Genomic DNA, 20,651 nt, shown 5'->3' on the forward strand with positions numbered 1-20,651 from the left:
CGGGCGCAACCTTAACATAATTTTAGAATATAAAACAATAACAGGACGCGGTTATTTTTCCAATCAAATGATAACGATTTTCATTTCAATTTATAGGTAAATGATTAGTTAATAAATATCGTTGAAGTGAACATCTGGAATATAGCCGTGGCTATATTCCAGACGTGGGGGAAGGGGTAAATATAGCGTTGGCTATATTTTTAAGCTATTGAGTGGAAACGAGAAGTTTGTATATCCTTTCCAGATCGTCGATATTTCGTACGCGAATAAGCAGGCGCCGTTGTTCTAATTGCATGACCAGTACGCCATCTTCCGATAAATTCATCTCTTTAATACGCTTATATTCGATCCAGATATTGGCGAAAAAAAAGCCCTGCTGCTTGAAAATGATTTTGGGTGAGCGGATCCAGAACAGATATAACCCCATTAAGGCCAGGGCAGATAATAACCAGGTGGTGATAAGTTCGCCGTGGTTGGCAATATTGTTATAAATCAGGATAGCTATGAGGCCGACGAAGATAATGCCATCGACGCGGTTGCGGCGGAGCAGGGGGATAGCCAGTAAAACTGGGCCATTACGGCGCGGCATGATGAACTGGTCGTAAACCGCAAACGCGAGCAAAACGAGAATAAACAGGATTAACACCAGGTCCGTGATTGTCATCCATCCTCCAAATAAAAAAGCCGGGGGCAAGCCCCCGGCGCACAACGTGTTGATTACTGACCCAGCAGTCCGACAGCGTAGCCGGCGATACCGATGACGAAGAAGCCCACGATGATCCACAGGGCGTTAACTTTCTTACGCAGCAGCCACATACAAGCGAAGGTCAGCAGCAGCGGTACCAGGCCCGGCATCAGCTGGTCAAGGATCGTCTGCACGGTAGTGACGCGAGTCTGGCCATCCTGACCGGTGATGGTGGAAACCACCAGCGGGATGTTCACGTGCGTCCACTTGTTAACCAGCGCCCCCATGACAAACAGGCCGAGAATTGACGCCCCCTCGGTCAGTTTCTGCAGGAAGCCGCCGCCCATATCTTTAACGATGTCGATACCTTTACGGTAACCGTAAGCGACGCCGTAATAGCGGGTCAGCAGACGCACCGCGTTAAACAGGATAAAGAACAGCAGAGGGCCGAGCAGGCTTCCGCTCATGGCGATACCTGCGCCCAGTGCGGCGAATACCGGACGAACGGTACCCCAGAAGATCGGGTCGCCTACGCCGGCCAGCGGGCCCATCAGACCAACTTTGATACCGTTGATGGCGCCATCGTCGATTTCTGCGCCGTTAGCACGCTGCTCTTCCATCGCCAGCGTTACGCCGAGAACCGGAGCCGCAACGTAGGGATGGGTGTTAAAGAACTCAAGGTGACGCTTAATCGCCTGTTTGCGCGCATCGTTGTTCTCCGGATACAGGCGACGAATAGCCGGTACCATGGAGAAGCAGAAGCCCAGCGCCTGCATACGTTCGAAGTTCCATGAACCCTGGAACAGGTTAGAACGAATGAACACGCCACGAATATCACTCTGAGTGAGTTTTTTCTCGGTGGTATTTTTAGTCATATCAACCATTTCGCTCACCTGTTAGTCCAGTTCGTTGTCGAGATCGTTATTACCAGCAGCCTGCGCAGGCGCACCCGCGACGCGGTTATATTTCGGGCTCAGCTGAATGTAGAGGACAGCCATTACCGTACCAATCACACCCAGAGCAACCAGGTTGAAATCGGTGAACGCGGCGGTAACAAAGCCAAGGTAGAAGAACGGCATCAGGTAGCCGGCGCGCATCATATTGATGACCATCGCATAACCCACTACCACGATCATGCCACCCGCGATGTTCAGACCGCCGGTAACCACTTCAGGAATGGCGTTCAGCAGACCTTGTACTTCGCTGGTACCGACGGAAATCGCCACGATAACCGCAGGAATAGCGATACGCATCGCCTGCAGGAACAGTGACGAAACGTGCAGCCAGGAGATGGCCGTCAGGTTGCCATTTTCCGCCGCTTTATCCGCAGCGTGCTGGAAAGCAACGGTAATGGTACGGACGATAATGGTCAGCACCTGGCCCGCTGCCGCCAGCGGAATTGCCAGCGCGATACCGGCACCGATGCTTTGGTGGCCCGCGATAACCAGAACGGTTGAGATGATGGATGCAAGCGCGGCATCAGGCGCAACGGCGGCGCCGATGTTCATCCACCCCAGGGCGATCATTTCCAGGGTACCACCGATGATAATACCGGTTTTCATATCCCCGAGAACGGCGCCAATCAGCGTACAGGCCACCAGAGGACGGTGGAACTGAAATTCATCAAGTACCGACTCCATACCCGCAATACACGCGACGATGAACACCAGCACAATCTGAAGAAGGGTAATCTCCATTGTACTTCTCCTGTTGATTAAGTCTTAAGTTGAAAATTGAGTTGCGATCCGCAGAGAGGCTTATTTCACCTTGCCGATCAGATCCATCATTTTCAGTTTCTGGTCGGTGGAAACTTTGCGGGCTTCCAGTTCGATACCGCGGGCGTTCAACTTCTTGAACGCTTCAATATCTTTCTCATCGACCGAAATGGCGTTATTCACCTGCGTTTTGCCCTGACGGAAAGCCATGCCGCCGATGTTGACGCTGGTGATTTTCACACCGCCTTCAACAACACGTTCAACGTCCGTTGGGTTAGTGAACAGCAGCATAATGCGCTCGCCTGCGTATTTGGGGTTGTTATAGACGCGAATCATCTTCGCCACGTCTACTACGTGGGCGGTAACGCCCGGAGGAGCAACCTGGGTCAGCAGCGTTTTACGCACGGTATCCGCCGCCACTTCGTCGCTGACGACGATAATGCGCGAAACATTGGTCTCTTTGGTCCAGCGAGTGGCGACCTGGCCGTGAATTAAACGGTCATCGATACGCGCCAGCCCAATAACCATGTAGTCGTTTGGACCCATTGGCTTCAATGGCGCTGCCGCTTTCGGTGCCGCAGCCTGAACCGGAGCAGGGGCGGCCTTTTCCACCGGCTTCGCTTTCAGTGCCTTCACGCCTTCACGACCGGTTTCCACCGCCAGGGCGACCAGTTCATCAAACGAGGGGTTGTCGTCGCGCGCCATCAGCGTTTCGACCAGCATCGGGATATTGACGCCCGCGATGACTTCATAATGTTCTTTATCGACGACAATACGGCTGGCCGCGTTAAACGGGCTGCCTCCCCATGTATCGACGAGAAATAACACGCCTTTAGCCGTATCCAGCTTTGCCAACTGAGCGTTGTACTTCTCGATTAACGTTTCTGCGTTTTCGCCAGGAACGAAATCGATCCAGCCAACGTTTTCCTGTTCGCCCAGCAGCATTTCTGCCGTTTTTAACAGCTGTTCTGCAGCCCAACCATGTGTGCCTATTACAATAGCAATCGTCACTTGCTACCTCCTTTATAATCGTGAATGCATCATCTGTTGTGATACATCCTGAATCACTCTTGCGAACAAAATCGATTCAGTAAGGGTGTAAGATATAAAGTAATTACTACAGCGAATTATTTTAGACAGTGAAAAAATAATTAATGTGATGAAGCTCCGCTAATTATGCATCGGGTGCTAATTATTTTGCAGCGCAAAAAATAGCCTTAACTATTGCAAAGACAGGTAAATTTTTTCCAATAATGCTCTATATTTTGCTATGTTTACGTTCCGTTTAATTACTCAGGAGTATAGGGCATAGCCCGCTATATGGACCGTCACCGACGTCATTTCACCTTCCGGCACGCGCGTGCCGCAGTCACCTGCTACGTCTTTTCACCAGCAACAAGTGTCTCGTCTGTGCATGACACAGCGATGACTATGCCTGTCGTTAACTGGAGCTGCTCATGGAATTCTTAATGGATCCCTCTATTTGGGCCGGTTTGCTGACGCTTGTCGTCCTTGAAATCGTACTGGGTATCGACAACCTGGTGTTTATCGCCATCCTTGCCGACAAGCTGCCGCCAAAGCAGCGCGATAAGGCGCGCCTGATCGGTCTTTCGCTGGCGCTGTTTATGCGTCTGGGGCTACTGTCGGTCATTTCGTGGATGGTGACCCTGACGAAACCGCTTTTCAGCGTTGCCGATTTCTCGTTCTCCGGGCGCGATCTTATTATGCTGCTCGGCGGGATATTCTTGCTGTTTAAGGCGACCACCGAACTGCATGAACGGTTGGAGAACCGCCAGCATGACTCCGGTCATGGTAAAGGATATGCCAGTTTCTGGGTGGTGGTACTGCAAATCGTCGTACTTGACGCCGTGTTCTCGCTGGATGCCGTGATTACTGCGGTCGGGATGGTTAACCACCTGCCGGTGATGATGGCGGCGGTTGTGATTGCGATGGCGGTGATGCTGCTGGCTTCGAAGCCGTTGACTAATTTTGTCAACCAGCATCCGACGGTGGTGGTGCTCTGCCTGAGCTTCCTGCTGATGATCGGCCTGAGCCTGGTGGCGGAAGGATTTGGTTTCCATATACCGAAAGGTTACCTGTACGCCGCGATTGGCTTCTCGATAACCATCGAGTTCTTTAACCAGATTGCGCGCCGTAACTTTATTCGCCATCAATCGACCCTGCCTCTGCGCGCGCGTACTGCCGATGCGATCCTGCGCCTGATGGGCGGGCGGAAGCAGAGTGCCCCGGCGCACGATAGCGACAGCTCGTCCGTGGTGCCAATACCGGAAGGCGCGTTTGCGGAAGAAGAGCGCTATATGATTAATGGCGTACTGACCCTGGCCCAGCGTTCGTTGCGCAGTATTATGACCCCACGCGGGGAAATTAGCTGGGTGAACGCAGAGCAAAGTGAAGATGAAATTCGCCGCCAGCTGCTCTCTTCCCCGCACAGCCTGTTCCCGGTCTGTCGCGGCGAGCTGGATGAAATCATCGGTATCGTACGGGCAAAAGAGATGCTGGTGGCGCTGGAGGCGGGTGACAACGTTGCCGCGCTGGCTTCCGCCTCGCCGGCGATTGTGGTCCCGGAAACGTTGGACCCTATCAACCTGCTCGGCGTGCTGCGCCGCGCCCGCGGTAGCTTTGTCATCGTCACTAACGAGTTTGGCGTGGTGCAGGGGCTGGTTACGCCGCTGGACGTACTGGAGGCGATTGCCGGAGAGTTCCCGGACGCCGACGAAACGCCGGAAATTGTCATCGATGGCGATGGCTGGCTGGTGAAAGGTTCAACCGACGTGCATGCGTTGCAGCAGGCGTTGGGCGTAGACGATCTGGTCGATGAGGACGAAGATATCGCCACGGTTGCCGGCCTGGTGATTGCCGTCAACGGCCATATTCCTCGTCCGGGCGACGTGCTTGAACTGTCGCCTCTGCAGTTCACCATCATTGAAGCCAACGACTACCGCGTCGACCTGGTGCGCGTTGTCAAGCTGCGTCAGTACAACGACGAAGAAGAGTAACGTTGATGCCCGCCGGCCTCATGCCGGCGGGCATTTTTAGGCGTTCATTTCCCGCCGCTTTTCCGCCGCCAGCCACTGCGGAAAGTCCTCTACCGGCATCGGCCGGGCGTAATAAAACCCCTGCAATAAATCAACGCCGTTGCCGCGCAGATACTCTTCCTGATCCTGGGTCTCGACGCCTTCCGCGACGGTAACAATTTTCAGACGATGGGCGAGAGCAATGATCATGTCGGTCACCGTCGCATTAACGCTATCAATCCCAATTGCGCTGGTAAACGATTTATCAATTTTCAGGACATCAGGGCGCAGCTTTTCCAGCCACGAAAGGGAGCTGTTGCCGGTACCGAAATCATCGATAGCCAGCTGGACGCCTTTGAAATGAAGATGCTCGGCCATATGGTGGTCGCCATCCTGCAGTACGTCACGTTCGGTGAGCTCAACGATCAGTTGCTGTATGGGATGGGCGCTAAACCAGTAGTGATGCAGATCGCGCAGCAGCTCGCCGTTGGCAAAATGGCGGGCGGCGACGTTAATGCTGATGTGAAAATGTTTGTCCTGAGGGAAGAGGGATAATTTGTGCGCTGTTTGCGAAATGACATAGCGGGTCAGGGGGACAATCAAATTATATCTTTCCGCGATGGGTATAAAAACATCTGGTGAGATAGTCCCTCTGCGCGGATTATTCCATCGCAGCAAAATTTCCACGCCACAGCATTGTCGGGTGCGTAAGTTCTGCTGGGGCTGACACCAGAGGGCGAACTCGTGCGCGGCAATGCCGAGATTAATTTCGCGGGAAAAGCTCATTCTTCCGGCGGTCGCCAGCCAGGCGATGCCGGTCATTAACAGGCTGATTACCAGCGCCAGCGGAAGCTCGGCCGGTAGTTCATTAAGGGCGACCGCCGAGGCTCCTGGCCCGCTGACGCTAATGGTAAAGGGAAACTCGGTCGACGGCTGGCGGTAGATGATTTGCTCGCCCGGTAGGGCTTCCTGTTTACTCAGCCCTGAACCGCTAATAAAGCTTTTTTCGCCTACGCTAAGGCCAATTCCGCTGATTAGCGCTGATTTTGCGTTGAAAATTAACTCGCCCAGCAGCTCAATGTTGATCACCAGCAGCACGCCGTCAGCGCCGCTAAGCGACGCGGGATACCACTGGATAAGTACCGGCGTCCCTTTGAGCAGCGAGGAGTCGTAGCTGAAGGTGAGCAGGGGATGATGGGTTGGTAATGCCGGCTGTAGCTGGTGTATCGGAATATTGCGTTGGCCAAAAATACTCGAGCAGTACAGCAGGTTCGACTGGACCAGCGCAATTGAACGCACCGTTTGCAGCGATGCCGCCAGCTTACGTAACGTGAGGTGGACGTCCTGACAAGGCTGATTGACTAGATGCAGTAGCGCAACGTGCTGGGCCGCCAGAGGCCGCAGGATATTATCCATAGCGGCCACCATCTTGTTGGTGCTCATCTGAACGCGTTGCTGATTTAAGCTACGCTGCGAAATAAATCGTATTACTAAGGTTGTTGTCAGCGTCAGTAGTGCGACCAGCAGGCAAACCAGAATGCGTTTCCGGCGATAGGTTGTGATGACTTTTTGTGCAGTCTGCATGCGCGACGCCCTGTCGGCTAAAAGTGTTAATGAGAGTAACAGCCGTTATAGAGCAAGTGTAGAGGGCGCAGATAATAATATAGAGCGGAAAAAGGAGAATGCGCCCTTAGGCGCATTCTGTTGAGTAATGTTTAGTCGCACTGAACTTTGATAGCCAGGCCGCCGCGCGACGTTTCCCGGTATTTGGCGTTCATGTCTTTACCGGTTTCATACATGGTCTCAATGACCTTATCCAGTGAGACGCGCGGCTCGCTGGTGCGGCGCATTGCCATTCGGCTGGCGTTAATCGCCTTGACGGAGGCAATCGCGTTGCGTTCAATGCACGGAACCTGTACCTGTCCGGCCACCGGGTCGCAGGTCAGTCCCAGATTGTGTTCCATGCCGATTTCCGCCGCCACGCAGACCTGCTCCGGGCTGGCGCCAAGGATTTCAGCCAGGCCCGCGGCCGCCATTGAGCAGGCTACGCCCACTTCGCCCTGACAGCCCACTTCCGCGCCGGAAATGGAAGCGTTCATTTTGTACAGCGTGCCAATAGCCCCTGAAGCCAGGAAATAACGAATATAGATATCCGGACTGACGGGCTCGATAAAGTGGTCATAGTAGGCCAGCACCGCCGGAACGATGCCGCAGGCGCCGTTGGTGGGGGCCGTCACCACCCGGCCACCGGCGGCGTTTTCTTCGTTGACCGCCAGCGCAAACATATTGACCCAGTCCACCACGTTCATCGGGTCGTTAGAGAGCTTATCGCTGGCAACCAGCATCCGCCGCAGCGCCGAGGCGCGACGAGGAACGCGCAGCGGACCAGGCAGGACCCCTTCGGTATTCATCCCACGATCGATACAGGCGCGCATGGTCTGCCAGATATTGGCAAAATAGTCTTCAATCTCTTTTTTGCTGTGCAGCGCCAGCTCATTCTGCATCACCATGCCGGAGAGCGACATGCCGGTCTGTTTGCAGTAGCCCAGCATCTCCTGAGCGGATTTAAACGGATACGGAACGGCGAGTTCGCTGGCGCTCTCTTTGCCGAAATGTTCTTCATCGACGATAAAACCGCCGCCAATAGAATAATACGTTTTACTGTAGATCTCTTTCTCGCCAGCCCAGGCGTGAATGGTCATGCCGTTTTCATGCAGCGGCAGGTTGTCGCTACGAAAACGCATGCCGTCATTTTTCGGGAAGTCGACTTCATGCTGCCCTTGGGCCAGCAGCAGGCGTCCGCGCTCTTCAACGTCGCGGATAAACGCCGGAATCGCGTCGATATCGACCGTATCGGGCTGATTGCCCGCCAGCCCCATAATAATGGCGATATCCGTGTGGTGGCCTTTGCCGGTTAATGACAGTGAGCCGTAGACGTCAACCGCCAGGCGAGTCACTTCATTAAGCAATCCCTTTTCGACCAGGTCATCGACGAACTGTTTACCGGCCTTCATCGGGCCTACAGTATGGGAAGATGAGGGACCGATCCCCACCTTGAACATGTCGAATATACTAATCACGCTAACACTCCTGACAGGGTTGCCGCGGGTGCGGCAACGATGTAATAACTGCGCATAGTGTAAGAGGGAACCGGGCCATCAGCTTAAGTATTCACATGAATTAAACTAATGGGTAACCATGGATTTACTAATGCTGAGAACGCCGTCTCAGTTTTAGTATAGCTAAGGGCGGGAGCCTATCTGTAGCGCCAGTTCACGGATAATGCCGGCGGTCATTCCCCAGACAAAATAATGCTGATACCAGGATAGCCAGACGCGATGCGAATTGCCGCGGCGATGGATATCCAGCGGGTGGTAGCGTCCCAGGCGCAGCGCTTCGGCCAGCGGCATTTCAAAGACCGCGGCGACTTCATCCTGGCTGGCGTGATAGTGCAGGTCAGGCGGAATAATGCCCACTACCGGGGTGACCTGAAAACCGGGTACGCTATCGACCGGCGGCAGAACGCCGATCACCTCGACCGACTCCGGCGGGATCGCCACCTCTTCGTGGGCCTCGCGCAGCGCGGCGGCGATCAGGGTCGCATCGCTGTTATCCACCGCGCCGCCGGGGAAGGCGACCTGACCCGCGTGCTTGCGCATCAGCGGCGAACGCTGGGTCAGCAGCAGCCCCGGCTGCGGGCGGCGCACAATCGGTACCAGCACCGCCGCCTGACGCTGGTTGAGCGCGTGGCGCGTCGGCTGCGGGCGCAGGAGCTGAAAACGCGAAAGGAAATCGTCAAGTTCGAGGGCGCTGTCCGCCATGTGCTAGCTCTCCAGTTGATGCAGAATACGATTAACTTTATCAAAAGTTTCCTGATATTCCGCCGCCTCTTCGCTATCGGCCACAATTCCGCCGCCGGCGGAGCAGTAGATCCGCCCCTGGCAGGCCGTCAGCGTACGGATGGTGATGCTGGTATCCATATTGCCGCAGAAGCTGAGATATCCGATGCTGCCGCACCACGCATTGCGCCGCTGCGGCTCCAGTTCATCGATGATCTCCATCGCTCTGACCTTCGGCGCGCCGGTGATTGAGCCGCCGGGAAAGGCGGCGCGCAGCAGGTCGGCGGCGTGCAGATCAGCGGGCAATCGGGCGGCCACGGTGCTCACCAGATGATGCACGGCAGGGAAGGGCTCCACCACAAACAGCTCAGGAACGCGAACGCTACCGGGGACAGCAACCCGGCCAATATCGTTACGCATTAAATCGACGATCATCAGGTTTTCGGCGCGGTCTTTTGCTGAGTTCGCCAGCTTTTGCGCCTGCAACGCATCCTGCTCAGGATCGGCCAGCCTGGGCAACGTCCCCTTAATGGGCCGGGTTTGAATTTCGCCTTGCCGGAGCTGAATAAAACGCTCGGGCGACAGGCTTAATATGGCGCCCTCCTGGAGGCGAATAAAGGCGCTGAACGGTGCGCGATTGACGCGGTTTAGCTGACGGAAGGCCTGCCACTCATCCCCGCGATAGCTCGCCGTAAACCGCTGCGCCAGGTTAACCTGATAGCAGTCGCCGCTGTGCAGATAAGCCTGAACCTGGCGAAACTTCTTGCCATACTCCGCGCGGCTCATATTTGAGCGCCACCCTGAGGTGAGGGCAAAGGGAGCAGCGGCAGGCTCAGCCTGCGCTTCCAGCCACGTCAGCCGCGCCTGCGGGTCGTCATAGCTGAATAACGACACTTCCCGGCGCTGATGATCGACGATTAACGCCCAATCATAAATGCCTACCGCCATATCCGGCAGATCGATATCCGCCTCGGCCTGCGTCGGCAGATTTTCAAAGCGGCGACCCAGATCGTAACCGAACAGCCCCAGCGCCCCGCCGAGAAACGGCAGCTGCGGATGAGCGTGCGGCTGCAGGTTAAAGCGCGCCAGCTGTTGATGCACGAGGGTGAGCGGATCGGCGGCAGAGGTTGAGAGGGTTTCCCCTTCGTTTATGACGGTCATATCGCCGCGAGTCACCAGCGTTGCGCGCGGCTGGGCGACAACAATGTCAAAACGATTATGCGGATGTTCGGCAAAACCGGAGTGCAGCAGCATCGCCCAGGGCTGTGAACTTAATGGGCTAAAATAGTATTCAGCGGCATCCGGACGCCAGGGCAGGGAAATCATAGCGGGGGACAACATGGTCTTCTTTAATCCTGATGGTGACCGCCCGCTGGTATACGAGAGGACGGCGTGAAATAATTACGCCCCACAATGTAGCAGGAGTAAGTGATGTTTGCAGGTTTACCTTCGCTGAGCCACGAGCAACAGCAAAAAGCAGTTGAACGAATTCAGGAGCTGATGTCGCAGGGCATGAGCAGCGGCCAGGCCATCGCTTTAGTGGCAGATGAACTGCGCGCCTCACATACCGGCGATCGGATTGTGGCGCGCTTTGAGGATGAAGACGATTAAATTACTCTGCGTACTGAGGTGAGACGCCGCTTTCCGCGAGCGGAAGGATCGCATCAGGTCGTTTTCCTGGCTCGTCGTATAGCGTCACGTGCGTCACGCGATCGCCGCGCCAGAAGGTAATTTGCGTACCGACTGGCGTATGATGCACGTTCACTTCCGTCAGCGGCGCGCTGTTTGCCAGATCCCACAGACACACAAAACGCGCCTGCGGCAGGTGATTACGTATTACCAGATAGCTAAGATTGCGAATCGCCGGGTTATCGGGCGCCAGCCCTTGCCAGAGTTCACCATCACCGGATAGCCAGAGCGCAACGGTATCGCCGCCGCGTGCAAAGTGGCGCGGCTGACAGCCGTTCAGCGGCGTCACGGTTGCTTCGGTCATTCGCCGCAGCGGCCCGCTGAGCGAAAAAGGTTGGGCCAAGCCGCTCTGGTCCAGCGCCTGTGCCGCCAGATGTAGCGTCCAGTCGAGCTGCTGGCGATGCGGGTTCTCCACGGAGGACAGATCGATCAGCACATCTTCAAGCCACAGCAGGCGACGGCGGAAGCGCACGTCCCGCCAGGCCGTATCGTCCCACTCGACGCGGCTATGGCTGTTGAGCTCCGGCGGCGGTTTGCCCCAATCAACCTCGCTATCCAGCCACAGAAAGTCGTCATCCATATGCCAGCCCAGCATCTGCGGGTTGGCCGGAGGCTGGTTGCTCTGATTAACGCAAAGCGTATTGTGGGTGGCGCTGTTTTTGTAATAGTCGTAGTGCATTTTCGCGCCGTATCCTGTGGTGCCCATATCCGTGAGCAGCCAGCCGTCGCGATGCCAGAGCATCAGCCCCAGCCGGTCGTAATGGTCGTGCTCGCCGCCCCAGGGACTGTGCTTAATCAGCAGCGCCTGCTGCGGCCGTCGCCATAGCGTCAGACCCGCGCCCGGCGCAAACAGCGACTGCCGTGGGATGAGCGGCAGGCGGGATTCCGGCAGAGGCCGTTCGCGCCATAGCAGGGTTTCACGCTCATCGGGTGCCGTTTCGGTAAACTGCAGGACCGCGGCGTACTGCGGGTCACGCCAGATAAACCAGGCGAACTCGTACAGATCCCGGTGATGGAGTTTCTCCTGCCCGGCGAGGCAGTCATTAAGCCGGGGGAAAGTGCCGTCCGGCAGCAGCAGCGACAGTGGGAACTTCAGCATCGCCTGATACCAGGGACCGTCCAGCAGGCTCCAGCGGCTGCCGCGCGCCAGCTTTTCGAAGGCAAAAAAACCCTGCAGCGCGTAATAGTGGTAGTGAATCGAACCTTCAAACCAGAGCCCTTCCGCCAGCAGGCCGTTTTCCAGCTGCCAGCGCAGGCCATACGGCTGGTTAACGGCAAACTCCAGCAGGGTTTCATCTTCGAGGACGAAACCCAGTACGCCAAGCGCCGCGCTGATTTTGACCTCATGGTTATGGATCTGCGGACTACGATGGTCGCGCAAAAACGTGGCCGCACAGCGCAGCAGGTTTTCACTGATATGCCGCTGCTCGCCGGGCGTCAGGCTGTCGCGAATAAAGTCATAACCCAGCGCCATTTCCAGAATGCAGTTGGCTTCGCACAGCGTCTGGGCGTTCATCTTTCCCGGTCCGTTGTTGGGAATATCGCCGTGAATCTCATAGCCGGGATAGACATCCGCGTAACCCATCAGCAGCGTGCGAACTTTATCGCGATACGCTGTTTCGCCGGTCAGCCGCCATAGCAGGCCAAGCTGCTGACAGGCGCTGGCGTTTCGGCCATTCATCTCGCGCCACCAGGCGCCGTCCCACGGTTCGCCGCTAAATAGTTCCCCATCGACCGGGCAGGCATGCTGGTGGGGCGTATCCGCCCGCCACGTCAGGCGTACGCCGTGGCGCGGACAAAAGTAGTAGAGATTCCAGCTGGCGATGCCTGACTGCGGAATGCGAACCGCTGCCTGAAGTACCGGCTGCGCATCTTTCACCAGCCGCTCAAGCAGTCCGCTATTCGCGGCTGCGCGTCCGACAATGTCGGGCCAGAGCCCAGAAAATTGTTTCATTAGCGGTTATCCCTGACCTCTGACGATGCGGAAAGCGGGGCGATGAGCGTCGTGATATCGTCGGGATACTTCGCCCGCAGCCACTGCGCTTTGTCACGGAACAGCGGATCTTCCGGCCAGGCGTGCGCGGCGGTGGCGATATTGCGCAGCGCTTTCTTGTCATCCATTTTATCGAGGTCTTTCCAGGGCCATGGCGTATCGCTGTTAATAAACCCGGCGATGTACTGATAGCCTTTGCGCAGGCTATGGTCGTCGAGGGTGAAGTTCCAGATATCGACGCCCGCTTTTTCGCCCAGTCGCCCGAGGCGGTTGTAGGCTTCGAGGTTGAAATTGCTGTAGTGCCACGGACGCGTGCGTTCCAGTTCGGCCATCTGGCGGCCTTCAATATCAAATTGTCCCGCAATACGCCGCAGCTGGGTGATGTACAGGCGCTTTTTCGCCTCGTCGATTTTACCGCTGAACAGGGCGAAGGCGGCGGCCTGCATATCAAAATAGCTGCCGTGATTGTTATGCCAGTTCTCTTCTTCAAAGCCGTTCTGGCTGGTGGTCATCCAGTGGTAATAGTCACCAAACCACTGCTTTAAAGCGCTAACGTCGTTATCGTTCAGCGCAGATGAGGATTGCAGCAGGGCGATCGCGTCAACGACGTCAACCAGCGCGCGGCTATCAATAATGCCGATACCGCGTCCGGTATTAATACCGGGAATGGCCTGGGCATGCTGCAGGTTGGGGGTCATGCGCGTTTTGGGATCGAGAAACCAGCGCTTTAACTGCGCCGCCGCTTTTTGCGCGTAGCGATCGTCGTGAGAGAAGTACCACGCCAGCGCCAGCGTTGACACGTCGTTACTCATCTTCACCAGCCGGTTCTTATCGGTAGCGTCGCTATTGGCGTCAGGGTTGGTTTGCCCATCTTTGCGGATATAGGGAAGCCCGTCCTGGGTATCAGGGTTTGGCCACCAGTAAGGTGGAAAACTGTAGTAGTCGTGCTTGTTGCCGCTGGCGGCGACCAGCGTTTTATCCATCACCGAGAACAGCGGATGCTTGAGCGCCAGGTCGGCTTTTTTTAGCAGAGCCGCTTGCGCCTGAACAAATAGCGGGTCTTTCGCGGCAATCTGCTGGCGGCTGAAGGCTAAATCCTTTCCGTCTAGCGTGTACGGCTCAGCGGCATATGAGGAGGCGCTCAGGCCGGAACAAAACAGCGCAATGCCTAACAAACCTCGGCGAGGTATTGAGTTCATCGTGATAACCCTTCTGCAAATATGAGAAAAGATAACAAAAAAATTATACCTGACGCGTATTTAAAGGACGCGCAAAACAGGCGGTGTAATTAAAAACAATATATTTAAATATTCGATGGCGAGCAGTGTAAAAGACAAAGTGATTTTTTTTGTGACCTCCTTCAAGTTTAACGCCCTGGATAAATAATGACGCTATTAATGCAGTGTGCATCACGTATTTTGCCATTTTTCTATACTTTTTGATTTTTTTAACAAAAACAGTAAATTTATAACTTGTTGATTTTTATTATTATTTATTTTTGGTCACTTTTATTGTCACTTTTATTGTCACTTTTTGGTGTGATCTGTCTCAATTTTCTGATTTTTGAAACGCAATTTCTTTTTTGCATGGTTGTATTGGGAAATACATTTCTATCTAATGAATGGAAATATTTCTTGCGTCAGCTGTATTAACGCCTGAGCAATATTCAAATTTCTTTTTATGTATTAATTGAGAATTTAATTACCTTTGTGCCCTACAATAAAGGATATGCCATCATGTCTGCCAATAAATTGCGTTCATTGTTACTTCTTACCGCGCTCGGGCTCGGCGTTAGCCAAAGCTACGCCGCGACTACGCTCAACGTCTGGATCCGCGCCAGCAATGACTCGAAGAATATCTACAAACAAGAGGCGGAAAAGTTTGAAGAAAAAACCGGTATCAAAATTGAGTATTTCAACGCCACTACCGACTTTGAACAGCGACTGGCGCGCGCTACGGCGGGAAACGCCTTACCCGATCTGATTTTTAACGATGCGGCGTCGCTGGGGCAGTTTATCCAGTTGGGTATTGCTGAAGAAATTGACCCGCAGGCGATCGCGGGCGGCGACCAGCTATTCCAGACGGCATGGAAGAGTACCCGCTATATCGACGGTAAATACTATGGCGTACCGACCTCCGCGCAAACTTTCGCCCTGTTTGTGCGCAAAGACTGGCGGGAAAAACTGGGGCTGCCGCAGCCGAAGAGCTGGGATGATATTCAGGCCCTGGCAAAAGCCTTCACCACCCAGGATCCCGATGGCAACGGTAAAAATGATACCTACGGATTTATCGTTCCCGCCTCCACAACGCGCGGCTACGCCAGCTGGTTTATGAGCAGCTTTATCTGGCAGGCGGGCGGTGATTTCGTGACGGAACGCAGCGGAAAATTCAGCGCCTCGCTCAATACGCCGGAAGTGGCTCAGGCGATGAACTTTATGCGCACTATGATGTGCGACAAAGTCACGCAGCCGGGTGCGATTAACGCCACTACCGCCGACGTTATTCCCTCCTTCCGCTCCGGGCAAAGCGGCATGTTCTTCAGCGGCCCGTACCATATCGCGCTGTTCGATAAAGACCCTGGTAAAGACAACTTTGAAGTGATTCCGGTGGTGGGGCCGAAAGGTGAGGCCACCCTCGCCGAGGGCACCACGGTCTTTATGATGAAGAGCAGTGTACAGAAAGAGGCGGCGCGTCAATTTATCGAATTTATGATCTCCCCGGAAGGTCAGGAAATCGGCATGGGTAAAGGCAGCCAGCATATACCGGTGGTGCGCCTGCCGGTGAATAAGAACGTCGACGTCAAAGCCGTTTATCAGGACGCGCGCTGGGAGACTTTCGCCCGACTTTACAATGAACAGGGGCGCTACGTACCGCAAATTCCCAACTGGACGCCGGTACGTCAGGTGGCAGCCGAAGGCTTTAACCGCATTTTTGCCGACTGCGGCAGCGATATTGCCGCTGAGCTGAAGACGCTCGACGGCAAGGTGAACGCTGAGCTGAAAAAACAAAATGTGCTGGCTAACTGAGGACATAGGTTATGACGCTGCATGAGACGAAGTCCTCGCCGATAAAGCAGGCCGCTTCGCCTGACTCGGCCGGATGGCTGAGCGCAAAGCGTAAGCGGGCGCTGATCCCGTGGCTGTTTTTAGCGCCTGCGCTAATTATTTTCAGCTGGTTTAAGTTTATCCCGATGATTCAGGGTCTGGTGATGAGCTTTTACAAAGTCAACTTTAATCAGCCGAACGAGTGGGTAGGGCTGGATAACTTCACCCGCGCTTTTGCCGACGCCGAGCTGCACGCGGCGGTGGTGAACACGCTGCTGTACGTTGTGGTAACGATGTTCGCCGCGGCTATCCTGGCCTTTTTTCTCGCCATGTTGCTGGAAGGCCCGGCGCGCCATCTGCGTTTTATTCGCACCGCCATCTTTTTACCCGCGGTCACCAGCGCAGCGATCGTCGCCGAAATGTGGCGAATTTTATTCAACCCAACGCCCAACGGCGTGGTTAACCACATCCTGAGCTGGTTTGGCGTCGCCGACCAGGGCTTTCTTGCTAGCTCCGATCAGGCGCTGGGGGTCATCATGCTGCTGCATATCTGGAAGGCGGTGCCTTACAACATGGTGATTTTTATTGCCGGCCTGGCGGGGATCAGCCGCGATTTATACGATGCGGCGAACGTCGACGGCGCCAGCTGGTGGAACCGCCTGCGCTACGTCACGCTGCCTGGCATGATCCCGGCGCTCTCGGTGGTGCTGATGCTCTCCTTTATTCGTGGTTTTCGCGTGTTTGCCGAGGTGTATGCCACCACCGGCGGGGGACCGTCTAACGCCACGGAAATGGTCATGACCCACATCTATAAATTGGGTTTTGAGCAGTTTGACTATGGCTACGCTTCGGCGGTGTCGTTTCTGCTGTTCACCTTCACGGTGTTGTTAACCATTTGTCATCTGACGCTGAAAAAACGTATCGCCCGTTACTAAGGAGCCGCGATGTTAAGTAAACGTTGGGATACCGCAGGACGCTGGTGCATCTACGCGCTGCTACTGATTGTCTTTGTCGGTCCGTTCTGGGGCATCGTCGCCACGGCATTCAGCGGTGCGCCGGTGAAACCGGGCGAACTGCTGGCCTGGCCGAATCAGTTCTCATTTGAAAACTTCATCTTTGCGTGGATGGATATTGGCGTCTGGCAGTATCTGCTGAACTCCATTCTGGTGGTGTTCTTCGGCACCGTTCTGCAGGTGTCGGTCAGCGCGCTGGCGGCCTATGCGCTGGCGCGTAAGAAGTTTCGCGGCGTGGCGCTGGTGAGCCTGGTGATTTTGTCCACCATGATGCTGCCGGAAGAGGTTATCGCCATTCCGCTGTACATGATTATTAACTGGCGGCTGCCGTTCATCGACGCCTCGCTGTACAACAGCTACCTCGGGATGATTTTACCGGTTGTCGGCTGGGCGTTTTCTATCTTTGTCCTGACTGAATTTATGTCGGCGATTCCGAAAGAGCTGGAGGAGGCGGCGCGGATTGATGGCGCTAACGAGTGGCAGATTTTCTTCCACGTCATCCTGCCGCTGGTGAAACCGGCGCTCGGAACGGTGGTGACCTTCGGCTTTATTATGATTTGGGACCAGTACCTGCTGCCGCTGATCGTGGTCAACCAGGACAGCCTGAATACCATTCCGGTGATCCTTGGTACGCTGCGTACCGATGAGAGCATCACGCCGAATATTTTTATCGCCATAACGCTGCTGGCGATGCTGCCCAGCATCATCGTCTACCTGGGTCTGCAAAAACATTTCAATCGCGGGATTATGTCCGGCGCGGTCAAAGGATAAGGAGTTACCGATGGGATCTGTTGTACTGAATAGCGTCCGTAAATCGTATGGTGATGCGCACGTGATTAAAGACGTGTCGTTGACAATCCCGGACGGCGAGTTCTGCGTCCTTGTGGGGCCCAGCGGCTGCGGAAAGTCCACGCTACTGCGCATGATCGCCGGACTGGAGGAGATCTCCGGCGGGGACGTGCACATCAACGAGCGTAACGTCACGGAAGTGGAGCCGAAGCTACGCGACATTGCGATGGTGTTCCAGAGCTATGCGCTCTACCCGCAGATGACGGTGCGTGAAAATATGGGCTTTGCCCTGAAGATGGCTAAACTGCCAAAAGCGGAGATCAATCAGAAGGTTAATGAAGCGGCGGCGCTACTGGGGCTGGAGCCGCTACTGGAGCGCCTGCCCAAAGATCTCTCCGGCGGCCAGCGCCAGCGCGTGGCGATGGGGCGGGCGATCGTGCGTAAGCCGCAGGTGTTTTTATTCGATGAACCGCTCTCCAACCTGGACGCCAAGCTACGTACCCAGGTGCGCGGCGAGATCCGCGAACTGCATCGTCGACTGAAAACTACCTCGGTGTACGTCACCCACGATCAGATTGAGGCCATGACCATGGGACAGATGATCGTCGTCCTGCGCGATGGGCGAATTGAACAGGCGGGTACCCCGCTGGAGCTGTACGACCGGCCGGCGAATCTGTTCGTGGCCGGATTTATCGGTTCGCCGGAGATTAACCAGCTTCCCGGCGAGGTTGTGCTGAACGGCAACGCGACCAGCTTGCGTCTGAAAGATGGCTCGCTGCTGGCGTTGCCTGCGGGTTTACGGGTGATCGACGGCCAGCAGGTGGTGTACGCCATTCGCCCCGAGCAGGTCAACGTGGTCCATGAAGCGCGCGACGATGCGCTGGCGGCGACGGTGACGGCGGTGGAGAACACCGGTTCGGATATGCAGCTGTTCTGCGATACCGGCGGCGGGGCGTTTACCTCGGTGTTCAAACAGCGTCTGGCAGTAAAAGAGGGGGATAAGATCTGGCTACAGCCGAAACTCTCGGGCGTGCACCTGTTCGATGCGCAAAGCGGTCAACGCATAGCGTGCCGGGAGGTAAATTAAGGTGGCGATGAAGCTGTACACCCTTGATGAAACCTGCCTGGAAAACGCCCGGGCGGGCTTAAAACAGCCGTTTTCGCCGCTGCAGCTGGCGCTGAGCAAGCTGGTGTCGGAGGCTGACATTCTGCGCCGTGAAGCGCCGGAAAGCGTGGTGCACAAAAAACTGCGCCCGGCGAGCGGCGATGCGCACGATTACTACAGTCTGGGGACCTACTGGTGGCCAAACCCGCGGCGTCCCAACGGGTTACCCTATATTCGCCGCGACGGGCATATTAATCCGCAGTGTGAGAACAACGATACCGACACCTCGCGCATTATCCGCATGTGTGAACGGTGTCTGACCCTGGGACTGGCGTGGTACTTCACCGGCCAGCGCCAGTACGCGCAGGCGGCGGCCGCGCAGATCCGCTGCTGGTTCCTCGATGCCGACACGCGAATGAATCCGCATCTGAACTATGGCCAGGCTATCCCGGGGATTGTTTCCGGCCGCGGCACCGGGCTGATTGACACCCGCTTAATGTGGATGGTGGTGGACACCATCGGTTTGATTAACACGGCGAGTGTGCTTGATACCGACGATATAATCGGCCTGCACCAGTGGTTCCGCGATTTTAACCACTGGATGTACTACAGCGACATCGGCCACTCAGAGTACGTCTGGCACAACAACCACGGCACCTGGTACGACGCCCAGCGGACGGTTAACGCGCTTTTCTATGGCGATAAAGGGCTGGCGGCGCGGATCATCGAGCAGGGGATCACCCAGCGGATGGCGGCGCAGATTGATCAGGATGGCAAACAGACCATGGAGCTCGAACGTACCATCCCTTTCCACTACTCGTTGTTTAACCTGGAAGCGCATCTGCTGCTCAACCGCTATGCCGAGCACGTCGAGTTTGACCGTTGGAACGCCATCCGCGATGGGCGAGGCGTGAAGCAGGGGATCGATTACCTGGTGCCGTTTATTCGGGAACCGGATCTCTGGCCCTACAGCGACCTGCAGGGAATCGTGTGGGATAGCGCGCTGCGCGTGCTGCTGCAGTCAGTGAGGGGCTACACAAAACAATCTGCCAGCTATCGTGAAGCGCTGAAATGTGTGCCGCAGGAGACGCTGCAGCTGAAGGAACAGCTCATGTGGTGTCCGGGCTGATAGAACAATGCTTCTTGCCTCCTGACGGCGCCGTGGCTGGTCGGCCTGGCTGGTATGTAGCCCGTAAAAGGCGTTTACGCCGCTATCCGGGGAATGCGCCGGATAGCGGCTTTGGCGCGGCTTCTTCCCGGGCGGCGCTACGCTTGCCCGGGCTACGGGGCCACGGCTGTCTTACACTGCGGCGATGATTTTAATCTCGACTTTGTACTTAGGATTCATCAGCTTCGCCTGTACCGTACAGCGCACCGGGGCATGACCGGCGACGACCCACGCATCCCACGCCTGGTTCATCGCCGCAAAGTCTGCGCCATCGGCAAGGAAAATCGTCGCATCAAGAATACGCGACTTGCTGCTGCCCTGTTTCTCCAGCACCGCGTCAATCTGCGCCAGGGTATCGGCGGTTTGCGCGCAGGCGTCGGCATCCAGGTTGGACGGCACGCCGGTGTAGTACAGCGTCTGGTTGTGGATCACCACATCAGACCAGCGGGCTTCGGCATCAATACGCGTAATGGTCATGTTTATTTCCTCTTTGTTCCGGTTCATTAAGCTGCGGCAAGACTGCCACAATGTTGCACCTGCGTCACTACCCGCACTGGCGAAAACCCCTCCACCCTG

The 20,651-nt window shown here is 55.7% G+C and carries 18 protein-coding genes; 7 read left to right on the top strand and 11 right to left on the bottom strand.

Annotation, left to right across the window (positions count from 1 at the left end; translation table 11 throughout):
- Positions 1–205: 205 nt before the first annotated feature.
- The 4 genes from K7H21_RS10830 to manX are packed head-to-tail and all read right to left on the bottom strand — an operon-like array spanning position 206 to position 3,411.
- Entirely contained in the window at positions 206–664 is a 459-nt protein-coding gene (locus K7H21_RS10830) for a DUF986 family protein (protein ID WP_004121992.1), read from the bottom strand.
- Positions 665–717: 53 nt separating this feature from the next.
- Positions 718–1,569 (bottom strand): PTS mannose transporter subunit IID, encoded by an 852-nt coding sequence (locus K7H21_RS10835; RefSeq protein WP_004103307.1) that lies wholly within the window; start codon positions 1,567–1,569, stop codon positions 718–720.
- Between the two features lie 12 nt (positions 1,570–1,581).
- On the bottom strand, positions 1,582–2,382 hold the full coding sequence (manY, locus tag K7H21_RS10840) for a PTS mannose transporter subunit IIC (protein ID WP_004121991.1): 801 nt from the start codon (positions 2,380–2,382) through the stop codon (positions 1,582–1,584).
- A 60-nt stretch (positions 2,383–2,442) separates the two neighbouring features.
- Positions 2,443–3,411 carry a PTS mannose transporter subunit IIAB gene (manX, locus tag K7H21_RS10845; protein ID WP_004138485.1) on the bottom strand — a complete coding sequence of 323 codons (969 nt, stop codon included), beginning with the start codon at positions 3,409–3,411 and terminating at the stop codon, positions 2,443–2,445.
- A gap of 446 nt (positions 3,412–3,857) precedes the next feature.
- Between manX and yoaE the strand changes: the two genes are divergently transcribed.
- Entirely contained in the window at positions 3,858–5,417 is a 1,560-nt protein-coding gene (gene yoaE, locus K7H21_RS10850; RefSeq protein WP_049114332.1) for a CNNM family cation transport protein YoaE, read from the top strand.
- A 36-nt stretch (positions 5,418–5,453) separates the two neighbouring features.
- On the opposite strand, the gene K7H21_RS10855 is transcribed toward yoaE, so the two are convergent.
- From K7H21_RS10855 to pabB, 4 genes are all read right to left on the bottom strand, one after another.
- A complete protein-coding gene (locus K7H21_RS10855; protein WP_004121988.1) occupies positions 5,454–7,019 on the bottom strand; it encodes an EAL domain-containing protein in 1,566 nt (521 codons plus the stop codon).
- A 131-nt stretch (positions 7,020–7,150) separates the two neighbouring features.
- Entirely contained in the window at positions 7,151–8,515 is a 1,365-nt protein-coding gene (sdaA, locus tag K7H21_RS10860) for an L-serine ammonia-lyase (RefSeq protein WP_004121987.1), read from the bottom strand.
- Positions 8,516–8,677: 162 nt separating this feature from the next.
- Positions 8,678–9,256, bottom strand: a complete 579-nt coding sequence (locus tag K7H21_RS10865; RefSeq protein ID WP_223035772.1) for a CoA pyrophosphatase — start codon at positions 9,254–9,256, stop codon at positions 8,678–8,680.
- 3 nt (positions 9,257–9,259) lie between these two features.
- Positions 9,260–10,615 (bottom strand): aminodeoxychorismate synthase component 1, encoded by a 1,356-nt coding sequence (pabB, locus tag K7H21_RS10870; RefSeq protein WP_195322110.1) that lies wholly within the window; start codon positions 10,613–10,615, stop codon positions 9,260–9,262.
- A 90-nt stretch (positions 10,616–10,705) separates the two neighbouring features.
- Between pabB and K7H21_RS10875 the strand changes: the two genes are divergently transcribed.
- Entirely contained in the window at positions 10,706–10,885 is a 180-nt protein-coding gene (locus K7H21_RS10875; protein WP_196565097.1) for a YoaH family protein, read from the top strand.
- A 1-nt stretch (position 10,886) separates the two neighbouring features.
- Here K7H21_RS10875 and K7H21_RS10880 read toward each other — a convergent pair whose 3' ends face one another.
- The gene (locus tag K7H21_RS10880; protein ID WP_142983180.1) at positions 10,887–12,917 is read right to left on the bottom strand and encodes a heparinase II/III domain-containing protein; all 2,031 of its coding nucleotides are present in this window, start codon (positions 12,915–12,917) and stop codon (positions 10,887–10,889) included.
- Positions 12,917–14,155, bottom strand: coding sequence for an alginate lyase family protein (locus K7H21_RS10885; RefSeq protein ID WP_142445589.1), 1,239 nt, complete (start codon positions 14,153–14,155; stop codon positions 12,917–12,919). Before K7H21_RS10885 ends, K7H21_RS10880 begins: the two co-directional genes overlap by 1 nt.
- A 537-nt stretch (positions 14,156–14,692) precedes the next feature.
- On the opposite strand from K7H21_RS10885, the gene K7H21_RS10890 reads away from it, so the two are divergent.
- From K7H21_RS10890 to K7H21_RS10910, 5 genes are read left to right on the top strand one after another with little or no spacing between them, the layout of a single operon-like run.
- A complete protein-coding gene (locus tag K7H21_RS10890; protein ID WP_049114342.1) occupies positions 14,693–15,982 on the top strand; it encodes an ABC transporter substrate-binding protein in 1,290 nt (429 codons plus the stop codon).
- Positions 15,983–15,993: 11 nt separating this feature from the next.
- Positions 15,994–16,935: a carbohydrate ABC transporter permease gene (locus K7H21_RS10895; RefSeq protein ID WP_004121980.1), complete on the top strand. Its 942-nt coding sequence runs from the start codon at positions 15,994–15,996 to the stop codon at positions 16,933–16,935.
- Positions 16,936–16,944: 9 nt separating this feature from the next.
- A complete protein-coding gene (locus K7H21_RS10900; protein ID WP_004121979.1) occupies positions 16,945–17,784 on the top strand; it encodes a carbohydrate ABC transporter permease in 840 nt (279 codons plus the stop codon).
- Between the two features lie 10 nt (positions 17,785–17,794).
- Positions 17,795–18,889 (top strand): ABC transporter ATP-binding protein, encoded by a 1,095-nt coding sequence (locus K7H21_RS10905; RefSeq protein ID WP_004121978.1) that lies wholly within the window; start codon positions 17,795–17,797, stop codon positions 18,887–18,889.
- A gap of 7 nt (positions 18,890–18,896) precedes the next feature.
- Positions 18,897–20,036, top strand: a complete 1,140-nt coding sequence (locus tag K7H21_RS10910; protein ID WP_142471362.1) for an alginate lyase family protein — start codon at positions 18,897–18,899, stop codon at positions 20,034–20,036.
- A gap of 171 nt (positions 20,037–20,207) precedes the next feature.
- Here K7H21_RS10910 and K7H21_RS10915 read toward each other — a convergent pair whose 3' ends face one another.
- On the bottom strand, positions 20,208–20,552 hold the full coding sequence (locus K7H21_RS10915) for a RidA family protein (protein WP_004113724.1): 345 nt from the start codon (positions 20,550–20,552) through the stop codon (positions 20,208–20,210).
- Positions 20,553–20,651: the final 99 nt, after the last annotated feature.

It is taken from the genome of Klebsiella sp. CTHL.F3a (assembly GCF_019890895.1).
In the GTDB taxonomy this organism is placed as follows: domain Bacteria; phylum Pseudomonadota; class Gammaproteobacteria; order Enterobacterales; family Enterobacteriaceae; genus Klebsiella; species Klebsiella grimontii.

What these genes read in the sequence shown, in the direction of transcription:
- K7H21_RS10885 (WP_142445589.1), bottom strand. Translation starts at nt 14,155, where the DNA reads ATGAACTCAATACCTCGCCGAGGTTTGTTAGGCATTGCGCTGTTTTGT.
- K7H21_RS10830 (WP_004121992.1), bottom strand. Translation starts at nt 664, where the DNA reads ATGACAATCACGGACCTGGTGTTAATCCTGTTTATTCTCGTTTTGCTC.
- pabB (WP_195322110.1), bottom strand. Translation starts at nt 10,615, where the DNA reads ATGTTGTCCCCCGCTATGATTTCCCTGCCCTGGCGTCCGGATGCCGCT.
- K7H21_RS10900 (WP_004121979.1), top strand. Translation starts at nt 16,945, where the DNA reads ATGTTAAGTAAACGTTGGGATACCGCAGGACGCTGGTGCATCTACGCG.
- K7H21_RS10875 (WP_196565097.1), top strand. Translation starts at nt 10,706, where the DNA reads ATGTTTGCAGGTTTACCTTCGCTGAGCCACGAGCAACAGCAAAAAGCA.
- K7H21_RS10910 (WP_142471362.1), top strand. Translation starts at nt 18,897, where the DNA reads ATGAAGCTGTACACCCTTGATGAAACCTGCCTGGAAAACGCCCGGGCG.
- K7H21_RS10905 (WP_004121978.1), top strand. Translation starts at nt 17,795, where the DNA reads ATGGGATCTGTTGTACTGAATAGCGTCCGTAAATCGTATGGTGATGCG.
- K7H21_RS10865 (WP_223035772.1), bottom strand. Translation starts at nt 9,256, where the DNA reads ATGGCGGACAGCGCCCTCGAACTTGACGATTTCCTTTCGCGTTTTCAG.
- K7H21_RS10855 (WP_004121988.1), bottom strand. Translation starts at nt 7,019, where the DNA reads ATGCAGACTGCACAAAAAGTCATCACAACCTATCGCCGGAAACGCATT.
- K7H21_RS10880 (WP_142983180.1), bottom strand. Translation starts at nt 12,917, where the DNA reads ATGAAACAATTTTCTGGGCTCTGGCCCGACATTGTCGGACGCGCAGCC.
- K7H21_RS10890 (WP_049114342.1), top strand. Translation starts at nt 14,693, where the DNA reads ATGTCTGCCAATAAATTGCGTTCATTGTTACTTCTTACCGCGCTCGGG.
- K7H21_RS10895 (WP_004121980.1), top strand. Translation starts at nt 15,994, where the DNA reads ATGACGCTGCATGAGACGAAGTCCTCGCCGATAAAGCAGGCCGCTTCG.
- K7H21_RS10915 (WP_004113724.1), bottom strand. Translation starts at nt 20,552, where the DNA reads ATGACCATTACGCGTATTGATGCCGAAGCCCGCTGGTCTGATGTGGTG.
- yoaE (WP_049114332.1), top strand. Translation starts at nt 3,858, where the DNA reads ATGGAATTCTTAATGGATCCCTCTATTTGGGCCGGTTTGCTGACGCTT.
- K7H21_RS10835 (WP_004103307.1), bottom strand. Translation starts at nt 1,569, where the DNA reads ATGGTTGATATGACTAAAAATACCACCGAGAAAAAACTCACTCAGAGT.
- manY (WP_004121991.1), bottom strand. Translation starts at nt 2,382, where the DNA reads ATGGAGATTACCCTTCTTCAGATTGTGCTGGTGTTCATCGTCGCGTGT.